General features: G+C 66.7%; 13 protein-coding genes. All 13 read right to left on the bottom strand.

Annotation, left to right across the window (positions count from 1 at the left end; all coding sequences use genetic code 11):
- Window positions 1-5 precede the first annotated feature (5 nt).
- Complete coding sequence (hflC, locus tag ACAM57_RS18630; RefSeq protein WP_184638568.1) at window positions 6-905, bottom strand: protease modulator HflC; 900 nt, start codon at window positions 903-905, stop codon at window positions 6-8.
- 17 nt (window positions 906-922) lie between these two features.
- Window positions 923-2,278, bottom strand: coding sequence for an FtsH protease activity modulator HflK (hflK, locus tag ACAM57_RS18635; protein ID WP_126018841.1), 1,356 nt, complete (start codon window positions 2,276-2,278; stop codon window positions 923-925).
- Between the two features lie 32 nt (window positions 2,279-2,310).
- Window positions 2,311-3,522, bottom strand: a complete 1,212-nt coding sequence (gene hflX, locus ACAM57_RS18640; RefSeq protein WP_184638570.1) for a GTPase HflX — start codon at window positions 3,520-3,522, stop codon at window positions 2,311-2,313.
- A gap of 54 nt (window positions 3,523-3,576) precedes the next feature.
- Window positions 3,577-3,840: an RNA chaperone Hfq gene (hfq, locus tag ACAM57_RS18645; protein ID WP_019653113.1), complete on the bottom strand. Its 264-nt coding sequence runs from the start codon at window positions 3,838-3,840 to the stop codon at window positions 3,577-3,579.
- Between the two features lie 147 nt (window positions 3,841-3,987).
- Window positions 3,988-5,331 carry a ribosome biogenesis GTPase Der gene (gene der, locus ACAM57_RS18650; protein ID WP_184638572.1) on the bottom strand — a complete coding sequence of 448 codons (1,344 nt, stop codon included), beginning with the start codon at window positions 5,329-5,331 and terminating at the stop codon, window positions 3,988-3,990.
- 70 nt (window positions 5,332-5,401) lie between these two features.
- On the bottom strand, window positions 5,402-6,544 hold the full coding sequence (gene bamB / locus ACAM57_RS18655; protein WP_369658457.1) for an outer membrane protein assembly factor BamB: 1,143 nt from the start codon (window positions 6,542-6,544) through the stop codon (window positions 5,402-5,404).
- Between the two features lie 7 nt (window positions 6,545-6,551).
- On the bottom strand, window positions 6,552-7,244 hold the full coding sequence (locus ACAM57_RS18660; protein ID WP_369658458.1) for a YfgM family protein: 693 nt from the start codon (window positions 7,242-7,244) through the stop codon (window positions 6,552-6,554).
- A gap of 5 nt (window positions 7,245-7,249) precedes the next feature.
- Entirely contained in the window at window positions 7,250-8,572 is a 1,323-nt protein-coding gene (hisS, locus tag ACAM57_RS18665; protein WP_369658459.1) for a histidine--tRNA ligase, read from the bottom strand.
- 12 nt (window positions 8,573-8,584) lie between these two features.
- On the bottom strand, window positions 8,585-9,874 hold the full coding sequence (gene ispG / locus ACAM57_RS18670) for a flavodoxin-dependent (E)-4-hydroxy-3-methylbut-2-enyl-diphosphate synthase (RefSeq protein ID WP_369658460.1): 1,290 nt from the start codon (window positions 9,872-9,874) through the stop codon (window positions 8,585-8,587).
- Window positions 9,871-10,842 carry a helix-turn-helix domain-containing protein gene (locus tag ACAM57_RS18675; RefSeq protein ID WP_369658461.1) on the bottom strand — a complete coding sequence of 324 codons (972 nt, stop codon included), beginning with the start codon at window positions 10,840-10,842 and terminating at the stop codon, window positions 9,871-9,873. Before ACAM57_RS18675 ends, ispG begins: the two co-directional genes overlap by 4 nt.
- Window positions 10,835-11,692 carry a type IV pilus biogenesis/stability protein PilW gene (gene pilW / locus ACAM57_RS18680; RefSeq protein ID WP_126018822.1) on the bottom strand — a complete coding sequence of 286 codons (858 nt, stop codon included), beginning with the start codon at window positions 11,690-11,692 and terminating at the stop codon, window positions 10,835-10,837. The genes ACAM57_RS18675 and pilW overlap by 8 nt, the downstream gene beginning before the upstream one ends.
- Before the next feature lie 4 nt (window positions 11,693-11,696).
- Window positions 11,697-12,848: a 23S rRNA (adenine(2503)-C(2))-methyltransferase RlmN gene (gene rlmN, locus ACAM57_RS18685; RefSeq protein ID WP_369658462.1), complete on the bottom strand. Its 1,152-nt coding sequence runs from the start codon at window positions 12,846-12,848 to the stop codon at window positions 11,697-11,699.
- Between the two features lie 23 nt (window positions 12,849-12,871).
- The gene (gene ndk / locus ACAM57_RS18690; protein ID WP_019653122.1) at window positions 12,872-13,297 is read right to left on the bottom strand and encodes a nucleoside-diphosphate kinase; all 426 of its coding nucleotides are present in this window, start codon (window positions 13,295-13,297) and stop codon (window positions 12,872-12,874) included.
- Window positions 13,298-13,440 lie beyond the last annotated feature (143 nt).

Below are 13,440 nucleotides of genomic sequence, written 5' to 3' on the forward strand. Positions count from 1 at the left end.
AGTGATCAACGGCGAGGCGCGTTGGTGGTCGAGCCCGAGCCCTGCATGGCGCGGAAGAAGTCCGACGACGGGTCGAGCACCATCACGTCGCTCTTCTTGTTGAAGCTCTGCTTGTAGGCCTCGAGGCTGCGGTAGAACTGCGCGAACTGCGGGTCGCGGCCGAAGGCCTCGCTGTAGGTGGCGGCAGCCTGGGCATCCCCTTCGCCCTTGATCTTCTGGGCATCGCGGTAGGCGTTCGCCACGATCACTTCGCGCTGGCGGTCGGCGTCTGCGCGAATCTTCTCGCCCTCGGCCGTGCCGGTGGAGCGCAGTTCGTTGGCCACGCGCTTGCGCTCGGCTTCCATGCGGCGGTAGACCGACTCGGTGATGGCTTCCACGTAGTCGACGCGCGTGATGCGCACATCCACCACGTCCACGCCCCAGGGCTTGCTGCCCTTCACCACCGAGAGCACCTCGCGCTGCACGTCGGCCATCAGGGCCTCGCGGCGCACCGAGATCAGGTCGCGCACCGTGCGCTTGTTGATGTTTTCCTGGAAGGCGTTGCGGACCACGCGGTTGAGCTGCATGGCACCGGCGTTCTCGTCGAGGCCGACGTTGCGGATGTAGGCCTGCGGGTCGCTGATGCGCCAGCGCACGTACCAGTCGATCACCACGCGCTGCTTCTCCGCGGTGAGCATGGGCTCGGTGTCCACGCTGGAGAGCGTCAGCAGGCGCTTGTCGATGTACGACACGTTCTGGAACGGCGGCGGCAGCTTGAAGTTGAGGCCGGGCTCGGTGATGACCTGCTTTATCTGGCCGAGGGCATAGACCACGCCGAACTGGCGCTGGTCGACCACGAAGAGCGTCGAGCTTGCCAGTACCAGCAGCACGAGGATCGAGGTTGCGATGAATCCGATTCTGTTCATGTTCTTGCGGGCCTTTCTCAACGCACGTCGCGGTCACGCGAGCGGCCGTCGCGGCCGCGCACGTCGTTCGTGGCAGGGGCCACCGGGATGACCGAGGACTGTGCCGGCGCCGTGCCGGCGACGCTGGGGCTGGCCGCATCGACCGGCGTTGCCGCGTTGCCGCCGCTCATCTGCATCAGCTTGTCGAGCGGGAGGTACAGCAGGTTCGAGCCCTGCTTGCTGTCGACCAGAACCTTGGTGGTACTGGCGTAGATCTGCTGCATGGCGTCGGTGTACATGCGGTCGCGCGTCACCTGCGGGGCCTTCTGGTACTCCGACAGCACGGCGCTGAAGCGGCCCGCATCACCCTGGGCCTGAGCCACGATCCGCGCCTTGTAGGCCTCGGACTCTTCCTTCAGGCGCGAGGCCGTACCGGTGGCCAGGGGCACCACGTTGTTGGCGTAGGCCTGCGCATCGTTCTTGGTGCGCTCGCGCTCCTGCCCGGCCTTGAGCACGTCGTCGAACGCGGCCTGCACCTGCTCGGGCGGGCGCACACCGCCTTGCTGCAGGTTGATGCCGACGACTTCGACGCCGATCTTGTAGCGGTCGAGAATGGTCTGCATCAGCGCGCGCACGCGCGGCGCGATCTGGTCGCGCTCCTCGGCGAGCGCGGCGTCCATCTTCATCTTGCCCACCACCTCGCGCACGGAAGTCTCGGCCACCTGCACGACGGTGTCGGCGGGCGACTTGCTCTCGTACAGCCAGGCGCGCGGGTCGCTCAGGCGGTACTGAACGGCGAACTTGATCTCGACGATGTTCTCGTCTTCGGTCAGCATGGCCGATTCGCGCAGGCCGGTGGAACGCACGATGGCGTCGCGGCCCACGTCGGCCGAACGGATCTGCGTGGTCACCACGACTTCGTGGCGCTGGATGGGATAAGGCAGGCGCCAGTTGAAGCCTGCGCCCACGGTGCTCTTGTACTTGCCGAACTGGGTGATGACGGCCTGCTGGCCTTCGTTCACGATGAAGAAGCCGGTGCCGAGCCAGATCAGCACGGCCACCGCGGCCACGAGGCCGATGCCGAAGCCTGCGTTCTTCATGTCGGGCTTGTAGCCGTTGCCGCCGCCGCCATTGGGACGGTTGCCGCCGCCCTTGCCGCCGAAGAAGCCGCCGAGCTTGCGGTTGAGGTCACGCCAGAGTTCATCGAGGTCGGGCGGGCCCTGGTTGGGGCCCTGGCCGCGGGGACGGTTGTCGTTGCCGTTGTTGCCTTGGGGCGGGGGCGTGGGGCCGCCGGGGGGATTGGCATCGGGGGGCCGGTTGCCGGCCGGGCGGTCGCCGTTGGAGGAGGACGGCTCGTCGCCGCGCCCCCATCGGCCGTCGTTCAGGTTGAACATGCCCAGAAACCCTCTCCGCGCTGGCTTTGAATTCATTCGCTTCGTTCTCTTGTCAGTGGCGGGATTGTGCCCAATCCATCGGTTGCATCGTGCAATTCAGCGTCCGCAGCAGGGGTCATCGTATCGGGTGCGGAGCCTGACTGCCGGGCAAGCTCGGCTCGGAGCAGCGGCACGCCCTCGCCGGTCCTGGCGCTGAGGAAGATGCGGGGGACCTGCACGCCGTCGATTTCCATCTCGTCCTGCAGATGCAGCGGATGCTGCGTGCTTTCAAGGGCGTCGAGCTTGTTGAAGACCAGAAGCTGCGGCACGGCGTCCGCGCCGATCTCGCGCAGCACCGACTGCACCTCGGCCATCTGCTCGGGGTAGTGCGGGTTGGAGGCATCGACCACGTGCAGCAGCAGGTCGGCATCGACCGCCTCCTGCAGCGTGGCCTTGAAGGCATCGACCAGCCCGTGCGGCAGGTCGCGGATGAAACCCACCGTATCGGAGATCGACACCTGCCTGCGCGCATCGCCCAGGTAGAGATGGCGCGTGGTGGTATCGAGCGTTGCGAACAGCTGGTCGGCCGCATAGGCGCGCGCCTTGACCATCGCATTGAAAAGCGACGACTTGCCCGCGTTGGTGTAGCCCACCAGCGAGATGTTGAAGGCGTCGCGGCGCTCGCGCTGGCGGCGCTGCGTGCCGCGCTGCTTCTGCACCTTGGAGAGGCGCTCGCGCGTGCGCTTGATCGACTCGCCGATCATCCGGCGGTCGAGCTCGATCTGCTTCTCGCCCGGGCCTCCGCGCACGCCCGCGCCGCCGGTCTGGCGCTCGAGGTGCGACCAGCGACGAACCAGCCGCGTGCTGAGGTACTGCAGGCGGGCGAGCTCCACCTGCAGCTTGCCTTCGTGCGAACGCGCGCGCTGGGCGAAGATTTCGAGGATGAGGAAGGTCCGGTCGTAGACAGCGACGTCGAGCTGGCGCTCGAGGTTGCGCTGCTGCGCAGGGCTCAGGGCCTGGTCGAAGATGACCTCGCTCGCCCTGTGCAGGGCAGCCAGCTCCTTGATTTCTTCGGCCTTGCCGCTGCCAACGAACAATGCCGCGTCGGGCGCCTTGCGCTTGCACGCGAGGCGGGCGACGGGCGTGAGGCCCGCGGTCTGCGCAAGCAGGCCGAGTTCCTCGAGTTCGCTGTCGAAATGGGGCAGCCCGAAATCGACGCCGACGAGAACGGCGGCGCCTTCCTGGCGGGAAGTCAGTTCAGACAAGCGGGATCAGAAATAGGGAAAAGCGCGGCAGCGGTGCCGCCGCGCTCCGCGCGATCAGGCGGCGTTGTCGTCGTTCTCGGTAGCCGAGAAGTTGACGGCACGACCTGGCACGATGGTGGAAATGGCGTGCTTGTAGACCATCTGCGTCACCGTGTTGCGAAGCAGCACGACGTACTGGTCGAAAGACTCGATCTGGCCCTGCAGCTTGATACCGTTCACCAGGTAAATGGAGACCGGCACATGCTCGCGACGCAAGGTGTTCAGAAACGGGTCTTGTAGAAGTTGCCCTTTATTGCTCACGATATTCTCCGTGTTCAAGAGTAGTTGTTGGAGGAGAAGACCTTAACACAGGGTTTCCGCGCCGCAGCAATCGCACCCAAAAGCCTTTGAAAAATAACGTCTCTCAAAAGCCGGAACTTCGACCCCGGTCAGAACTCAACGGCGGCCATCGGCCGCCAAATTCAGTCAGTCGTCCTTGTCGACGAAGGGATTGTGGGAGCTCTTGAACTCGATGCGCAAGGGGGTACCCACGAGATCGAACTCCTTGCGGAAGCGTCCCTCGAGGAAGCGCTTGTAAGCATCGGTCACATGTTCGAGCGAATTCCCGTGGATCACGATCACCGGCGGGTTCATGCCCCCCTGGTGCGCATAACGCAGCTTGGGACGGAACATCCCGCTTCGCTTGGGCGCCTGGAACTGCACCGCCTCCAGCAACAACCTCGTCAGCACCGGCGTCGACATCTTGCGCGTGGCCGACTTGTGAGCCTGCGCGATGGCCTGCCACACCGGACCCAGGCCCTGGCGCTTGATGGCCGAGATGAAATGCAGCGCCGCGAACTTCAGGAACGCAAGGCGGGTCTCGATCTGCCGCTGGATCTGCTCGCGCTGGTAGCTGTCGACCGCGTCCCACTTGTTGATGGCGATCACCACCGCGCGGCCGCTTTCGAGGATGTAGCCTGCGATGTGCGCGTCCTGGTCGGTCACGCCCTGCGTGGCATCGAGCAGCAGCAGGACGACGTTGGCCGACTCGATGGCCTGCAGCGTCTTGACCACCGAGAACTTCTCGATCGCCTCGAACACCCTGCCCTTGCGGCGCAGGCCTGCCGTATCGATCAGCTCGAAGCGCTGGCCGTTGCGCTCGAAGGGTACGGATATTGCATCGCGCGTGGTGCCCGGCATGTCGAAGGCCACGAGGCGCTCTTCGCCCAGCCATGTGTTGATCAGCGTCGACTTGCCCACGTTGGGACGACCTGCCACAGCCAGCTTGATCGGCTTGTTGACGTCGTCCTCTTCCTCCTCGTCATCGGGGTCGGGAAGGTTCAGCGGCGCCAGCGCCAGCTCGACCAGGCCGCGCATGCCCTGCCCGTGCGCCGCGGACACGCCATGCACCTCGCCCAGCCCGAGCTCGTAGAAGTCCACCAGCTTGGTGCCGTCGTGCATGCCCTCGGCCTTGTTAGCCACCAGCACACAGGGCTTGCCGATACGGCGCAGCTCGTTGGCGATGTCATGGTCCTGCGCGGAGAGTCCTTCTCGCGCATCGACCACGAAGATCACGACGTCGGCCTCGGCGACGGCCTGTCGCGTCTGCTTGGCCATCTCCTTGTAGATGCCGCTGCCGGCGTCAGGCTCGAAACCGCCGGTATCGATGACGATGAATTCCCGCTTGCCCAGGCGGCCGTTGCCGTAGTGGCGGTCACGTGTGAGGCCGGCGAAGTCGGCGACGATGGCGTCGCGCGTCTGCGTCAGCCTGTTGAAGAGGGTCGACTTGCCGACGTTCGGCCGCCCGACCAGGGCCACGACCGGCTTCATGGCCGGCCTTTCGAGGGCGCGGTTTTCATGGTCGGGCCTTGGAAAGAGAGAAGGAAAGAAGAAAGAGGGGTTACTCGGGGCGATAGCCAAACACGCCACCCTTGGCGGTCACCACGACCACCGTGTTGCCGGCCAGTGCCGGCGCAACGGTGATGGCCGAGCCGTCCGGCGTGATGCGGTTGAGCAACGCGCCGTCTTCACGCGAGACGAAATGCAGGGTGCCGGTGTCCTCGCCGATGATCAACGAGCGGCCCACGGCCAGCGGCGAAGTCAGCACGCGGTTCTTGAGGCGCGACATCTGCCAGGCGCGCTCGCCGTCGGCACGGCGCCAGGCCATGACGCTGCCGTCGGATTCGGTGCCGTAGACGAAGCTCTCGTTGCCGCTGACGCCGTCTGCGCCCGAGGCGGGCTTGCTCCAGACCAGCGAGCCGCGCACCGTTTCGACGCAGCCGACGCTGGCGTAGTACGCACGCGCGCAGATCGTGTCGCCGAAGCGGCTCACGCTGCCGGTCAGGTCGACCAGGCGCTCCACATCGTTGGTGCCGCGCGGCGCCGCAATGGGCGATTCCCAGCGCGAAGTGCCGTTGGCGGGGTTGATGCCCACCAGCCGGCCGCCGATGCCGGCCACCAGCGTATCGCCCACGGCGAGCAGCACGCCCGACTTGCGCAGCACCAGGTTCTCGCCCGCGCGCTGCTGGATCCACAGGCGGCGGCCGCTCTGGCCGTCCCAGGCGCTGATGCTGCGGTCGGCGGTCTGCACGAACACGCGACGGCCCGCCACCAGCGGCGCGGTGAAGGCCTGCGCCGAGAGCTTCTGCTTCCAGAGCACCTTGCCGTTCTCGATGGCGACCAGCTCGTTGCCGGTGGTGACGACTGCCGCCACCGATCCGTCGCTGCCCACACCGGCCGCCAGCGGAGCGCCAGCGCTGGCGCGCCAGACTTCACGGCCGGCGCGCGCGTCGATGGCGACCACCGTGCCGTCGCTGCCGGCCACGGTGACCGTGTCGCCGCTGACGTCGGTGGTCAGGGGGAACTTCACCTCGGGGATGCGCACCGTCCACGCCTGGCGCACGCCCATCAGGGCCGGGTTGGCGGGAAGCTCGTCCGGCTTCGGCTTGGACGAACCCGAGCAGGCAGCCAGGAGCGCTACCAAAACGAGAGCTGATCCCGCACGCAGGGCGGACGATTCAGGCATGAGGCGCTTGAAATTCATGATGCGGTCAGGGAGTCTTGGGAGCTGCGGGAGTGACGGTGACTACAGGAGCCAGGCTCTTGGGGTCGACGCCGACCGCGTTGAGCTTGATTTCCACCAGGCGGCGGTAGTCGGAAGTGGCGCCGAGGCCAGTCCAGGCCTTGCGGTATTCGGTCTGAGCCTCTGCGCGCTTGCCCTGGGCCAGGTAGATGTCGCCCTTGCGGTCGGCCACCAGGGGTTCGAATTCCTTCGGCACGCCGCCGTCGAGCTGCTTCAGGGCCTCGTCGTAGGACTTGCCGTCGAGCAGCTCGGCCGCCAGCCGCAGCCGGGCAACGGCCTTGTAGCCGGGGTCGATGGCGTTCTGGGCCACCCATTCGAGCTCGGCGCGCGAACCCGCGGCATTGCCCTTCTCGTACAGCGTCTTGGCGACCAGCAGGCCGGCCTGCTGCGCGTAGGTGGTGCCCGCGAAGCGCTTCTTCATGTCGTCGAGCACGAGCGCGATGCGCGCCGGGTCGCCGGCCTGCGCGGTCTTCTCGATCTCGTCGTAGAGCGACGAGGCCTGCGCCGCCTTGTTGCGGCCATACCATTGCCAGCCGTTCCAGGCCACGAAAGCGCCGGCAACGAGCAGCACGACCGAGGTGATCAGGGTGCCGTAGGTATTCCAGAAATGCTTGAGCTGGTCGAGCTGTTCCTGTTCTTCGAGGTCGAGATGGGTTGCCATGCGTGTCAGGTATTGGGAGCCGGCGATTGTAGGGTGGCGGCCCAGGCGGCCACTTCCGAAAGAGACCGGGCGACTTGGGCGCCGCCTGCGTCGCGCAGCGACTTGACGGTGACCTCGCCGCGCGCCAGTTCGTCTTCGCCGAAGATCAGTGCGTAGCGCGCACCGCTCGCGTCGGCCTTCTTGAACTGCGCCTTCATGTTGCCGCCGCCCGCGTGCTGCAGCACGCTGACGCCTGCGGCGCGCAGTTGCTCTAGCACCATCATGACCTGCGGCAGCACCGCGGCCGAGGGAACGATGGCATAGGCCGCGGGCGCCGCGGACGGCACCGGCAGGCCCAGTTCCTGGATCAGCAGCAGCAGCCGCTCGATGCCGAGGCCGAAGCCCACGGCCGGCGCCGGCTTGCCACCCATCTGCCCGATGAGCCCGTCGTAGCGCCCGCCTCCGCAGACGGTGCCCTGCGAGCCGAGCTGGTCGGTGACCCACTCGAAGACGGTGAGGTTGTAGTAGTCCATGCCGCGCACCAGGCGCGGATTCACGCGATAGGCCAGGCCCGCGGCATCGAGCACGGCGCGAACGGCGTCGAAGTGCGCGCGCGATTCCTCGCCGAGGAAGTCCATCAGCTGGGGCGCGGCCTCGACGATGGCCTGCATCGCCGGGTTCTTCGTGTCGAGGATGCGCAGCGGGTTGCTGTGCAGGCGCCGCTTCGCATCGGCGTCGAGCACGTCGGCATGCGCCTCGAAATGGCGGATCAGCGCATCACGGTGCGCCTGGCGCTCCGCCGGCTGGCCGAGGCTGTTGATCTCTAGGCGCACATGCTCGCCCTCGACCAGGCCGAGCTCGCGCCAGAGCGCGCGCACCATGAGGATCAGTTCGGCGTCCACGTCGGGGCCCGGGAAGCCGAGCGCTTCGACGTCGAGCTGGTGGAACTGGCGGTAGCGCCCCTTCTGCGGCCTCTCGTGGCGGAACATCGCCCCCATGGTCCACAGGCGCAGCGGGCCGTTGTAGAGCGCGTTGTGCTCGACCATCGCGCGCACGATGCCGGCCGTGGCCTCCGGGCGCAGCGTGAGCTTGTCGCCGTTCATCGAGTCGGTGAAGGAGTACATCTCCTTCTCGACGATGTCGGTGACCTCGCCGAGACCGCGCACGAACAGTGCGGTAGGTTCGACCACGGGCGTCACGATGTAGTGGTAGCCGTAGCGGGCCAGCAGTTGCCGCACCTTCTGTTCGAACCACGACCACAGCGCCGAATCGGGCAGGCGGTCGGTGCGCGGCACGCTCGCCGGCAATATGTCGTTCATGCCTTTGACGGCATTGATCTTGTCAGCCATAAGAGAAAGCGGTCAGGCGACGTCGGCAGCCAGCGGCTGGCCGAAGCGCTTTTCAATGTAGTTTTCGACGAGCTGATGGAACTCGTTGGCGATATTGTCGCCGCGCAGCGTGAGGGCCTTTTCGCCGTCGATGAAGACCGGTGCCGCAGGCGCCTCGCCCGTACCGGGCAGGCTGATGCCGATGTCGGCGTGCTTGCTCTCGCCGGGGCCGTTGACGATGCAGCCCATGACGGCCACCTTCAGCGTCTCCACGCCCGGATATTTCTTGCGCCAGACCGGCATCTGCATGCGCAGGTAGTCGTCGATCTGCTTGGCCAGCTCCTGGAAGGTGGTGCTGGTGGTACGGCCGCAGCCCGGGCAGGCGGTGACGCTCGGCACGAACACGCGCAGGCCGAGCGCCTGCAGGATCTCGGAGGCGATCACCACCTCCTGCGTGCGCGGCTCGCCCGGCTGCGGCGTGAGCGACACGCGGATCGTGTCGCCGATGCCCTCCTGCAGCAGGATCGACAGCGCCGCGGCCGACGCCACGGTGCCCTTGGCGCCCATGCCGGCCTCGGTGAGACCCAGGTGCAGCGGATAGTCGCAGCGGCGGGCCAGCTCACGGTAGACCGAGATCAGGTCCTGCACGCCGCTCACCTTGCACGAAAGAATGATCTGGTTGCCGGCCATGCCCATCGACTCGGCCAGCCTGGCGGACTCGATGGCAGAGGTGATCAGCGCCTCGTACATCACCTGCTTGGCGTCCCAGGGCTCGGCCCGCCGGCTGTTGGCGTCCATCAGGCTGGCGAGCAGCTCCTGGTCGAGGCTGCCCCAGTTGACGCCGATGCGCACGGGCTTGTTCCAGCGCATGGCGGCGTCGATCATCTGGCCGAACTGCCTGTCCTTCTTGTCGCCCTTGCCCACGTTGCCGGGGTTGATGCGGTACTTGCTCAGCGCCTCGGCGCAGGCCGGATATTCGGTCAGCAGGCGGTGGCCGTTGTAGTGGAAGTCGCCCACCAGCGGCACGTCGATGCCCATGCGGTCGAGCTGCTCGCGAATGTAAGGGACCTGCGCGGCGGCCTCGGGCGTGTTGACCGTGATGCGGACCATCTCGGAGCCGGCCTGGGCCAGCTCCTTCACCTGGATCGCCGTGCCGATGGCATCGACGGTGTCGGTGTTGGTCATCGACTGCACGCGCACCGGGGCGTCGCCGCCCACGGTGACCACGCGCGGCCCCCAGGCCACGCTGGCCTGGCGCGAGCGGCGGGCCTTGGGAGCCGCGGCCTCGATCGGAACGGGAAGGCAATTGCCAGTGGAGGTCACGACTTCACCTCGAAACGCGCCACGCCACCACCCTTGGTGAAGGGCTTCAGGTCAAAGGGCTGGCCACGGACCTGCACGTCGACGCTCGAAGCGCGGCCGACCACGACCGACAGCGGCAGCGTGCCCGACAGCCCTACCGTTTCGCCTGCCTGCAGGCTGCGGCGCAGCAACTGCTTGCCGCCGGCTTCGGTCACGGTGATCCAGCATTCCTCGCGAGCCACGAAGACCAGCTGCTGGCTGCTCGAGGCTGCAGCCACGGGCGTGGCCGCAGGTGCAGCAGCAGCCGTGGCAGCCGGCGCGGCAGCGGTAGCCGCGGGCGCACCGGAAGCAGGCGCCGCGGCCGGAGCCTCGCTGGCCACCGGACCACTGGGCGCCACGGCCTGTGTGGGCACGGTTTCGGCCACGGATCCGCCGGCCGAGGCCGGACCGTTGGCGGACGGCGATTCCGCACCGGAATCGCCGCGCGCCGTAAGGCGCGACACGGAAGCGCCGAGCTGGTCGAACACCGACTGCGGCAACCAGAACAGCGCACCCGCGCCGATCAGCAGCAGCAGCACGACGATCAGCAGCGGCCGCGAAGGCAGCCCGCTGGAGCGGCCGTTGCCGTTCCAGCGTGGCGTGCCCGAATTGATGTTCGAGCGGAGGGTGCGGTCGGTTTCGGCGAGCGACACCTTCTGCGTGCTGGGCAGCTTCGCGAGCACGGGGGCCGGGTCGATGCGCAGGGCGCGGCAGACGCTGCTGGCCAGTGCGCGGGCGAAGACCGGGTCGGGCAACGAGGCGATGTCGTCCGCCTCGAGCGCCATGAGCTTCTGCGGCGGGACCTTCAGGGCCGCGGCCACCATCTCGATGTGCAGGCCGTGGGCCTCGCGCGCCTCGCGCAGCAGGTCACCGGCCGTCTTGTTCGCGATATCGCCAGCTTCCAGTGGCAATGCTGCGGAAGTGCCGAACTCCGAAACCCGATCAGTCATTGAAATTCCCGCGCTCGTACGCTGTTGCCTCCCGCGACTGGGGGAAGCGTCGTTGCAGTTGGCCTCCCAACTGCGCGACTGCCTCGCGGTTGTTCAGCTTACGTTCGATCTTGATGCCCAGCCAGAGCGTCTCTGCGCTGGCCGCGGCGCTGTTGTTGACGCGGCGGATGTAGAACTGCGCGCGCGACCATTCCTCGCGCTGCGCCAGCACGGAAGCCAGGTTGAAGGCGACCACCGGGTTGCTGGCGTCGATCTCGTAGGCCTGCATGAGGGTGCGCTCGGCCTTGTCGCGCTGGCCGGCCTTGAGCTCGCACACGCCCTGTGTCATGAGCGTCTTGGCGCGCTCGGTGTAGGTCGGTACGGCCAGGGCCTCGCCGAACTGGGCGGCCGCGTCGCCATAGCGGTTCTGCTGGCACAGCAGCCAGCCATAGTTGTGGCGCGTGTTCGGGTCGCGCGGATTGATCGCGATGGCACGGCGGAAGCTGTCTTCGGCCAGGGCGGCGTCGTCGAGCCGCATGTAGACCAGGCCGCGCAGGTTGTAGGCGTCGGCGTTGTTCGGGTCGGCGGCCAGCGCCTGCTTGATTTCGTCGAGCGCGACGGTGGTCTGGCCGTGCTCGAAGTAGCCGGCGGCCAGTTCCATGCGCAGGCGCGCGCGGCGCTGGCGGCTGGACTCGTCGGACTCGGTGACGATCTCGGTGCCCTTGGACGAGTTGCTGCTGTCGGCCAGGCTGGTGGTGGTGGTGCGCGTGCTCACGCAGCCCCCAAGCAGCAGCGACACGGCGACGCCCGCGAAACCCACCGTCAGCATCCGCTGCACGTTCGCGGTCGTCATCGAAATGGCCATGCTCATCGGTTCAATGCTCCTGGGAGGCGGTCTTGCGGACCGGATGCAAAACAACGGGGCGCTGCTCGGCCGCACGGCGCTGCGCCATGCGCTCGGCCGCGCGGGTGCGGTCCTTGACGTCGCCGGCGAGTTGGCCACAGGCGGCATCGATGTCGTCGCCGCGCGTCTTGCGCACGGTGGTCACGAGACCGGCCTCGCTCAGCGTCTTGGCGAACGCCAGGACGCGCGGCTGCGGCGAACGCAGCAGGCCCGAGGCCGGAAACGGGTTGAACGGGATCAGGTTGAACTTGCACGAGATGCCGTGCCTGCGCACCAGTTCGACCAGTTGGCGTGCATGCTCTGGCTGGTCGTTCACGCCGTCGAGCATGCAGTACTCGAAGGTGATGAAGTCGCGCGGGGCATGGGCCAGGTAGCGCTTGCAGGCCTCGATGAGTTCGTCGATCGGGTATTTGCGATTCAGCGGAACGAGGTCGTCGCGCAGCGGATCGTTGGGCGCGTGCAGCGAAACCGCGAGCGCCACGGCGCAATCGGCGCCGAGGCGGTCGATCATTGGCACCACGCCAGAGGTCGACACCGTCACGCGGCGGCGCGACAACCCGTAGGCGTTGTCGTCGAGCATGGTGCGCAGCGCAGGCACGAGCGCCGAGTAGTTCTGCAGCGGCTCGCCCATGCCCATCATCACCACGTTGGAGATGACGCGCTCGTCGCGCTTGAGGTGCTTGCGAAGGAAGTGTTCGGCAAACCAGAGCTGGGCGACGATTTCGCCCGTGCTCAGGTTGCGGCTGAAGCCCTGATGCCCCGTCGAGCAAAAGCGGCAACCGACCGCACAGCCGGCCTGGGACGACACGCAAAGAGTGCCGCGGTCGTCCTCGGGAATGAATACGGCTTCGACGGCATTGCCGTCACCGACGTCGAACAGCCACTTGATCGTGCCGTCCCTGGATTCGTGCTGCGTGATGACCGGCAGGGCCTCGACGCGAGCGGTGGTCGCGAGCTTCTCGCGCAGCGACTTCGCCAGATCTGTCATCTGGGTGAAGTCGCTGGCGCCACGCTGGTGGATCCAGCGGAACAGTTGCGTGGCGCGGAATTTCTTCTCGCCGAGTTTTTCGCAGAACGCAGCCAACCCCTCGAGATCGAAATCGAGCAGATTGGCCGTGGTCATGGAATCGGGGCGAGATCCGGGTTTCAGCGTGCGTAGACGTTGAGGCCGGCGAAGAAGAAGGCCACTTCGTTCGCGGCGGTTTCGGGAGCGTCCGAACCGTGAACGGCGTTGGCGTCGATGCTGTCGGCGAAGTCGGCGCGGATGGTGCCGGCGGCTGCCTTCTTGGGGTCCGTGGCGCCCATCAGGTCACGGTTCTTGGCGATGGCGTTTTCGCCTTCGAGCACTTGCACGAACACGGGGCCCGAGATCATGAACTCGACGAGGTCCTTGAAGAAGGGACGCTCCTTGTGCACGGCGTAGAACTGTTCGGCTTCGTTGCGCGACAGGTGCACCAGCTTGGCGGCGACGATCTTGAGGCCGGCGGCCTCGAAACGGGAAACGATCTTGCCGATGACGTTCTTGGCAACTGCGTCGGGCTTGATGATGGAAAGGGTACGTTCGATAGCCATTGAAATGCTTCCTGGAGCTTTGATTTTGAAGTGTTTTGTCACAACTGCAACGAGTTTGTTGCGTCACATGTCGACAAAGCCTCTGATTTTAACCGGCGCAGCCTTGCGGATTGGTGAAAACCCCGCGAAAGGCCGCGCTGAGA

It is taken from the genome of Variovorax sp. V15, from assembly GCF_041154425.1.
Taxonomy (GTDB): Bacteria; Pseudomonadota; Gammaproteobacteria; order Burkholderiales; family Burkholderiaceae_C; genus Variovorax; species Variovorax guangxiensis.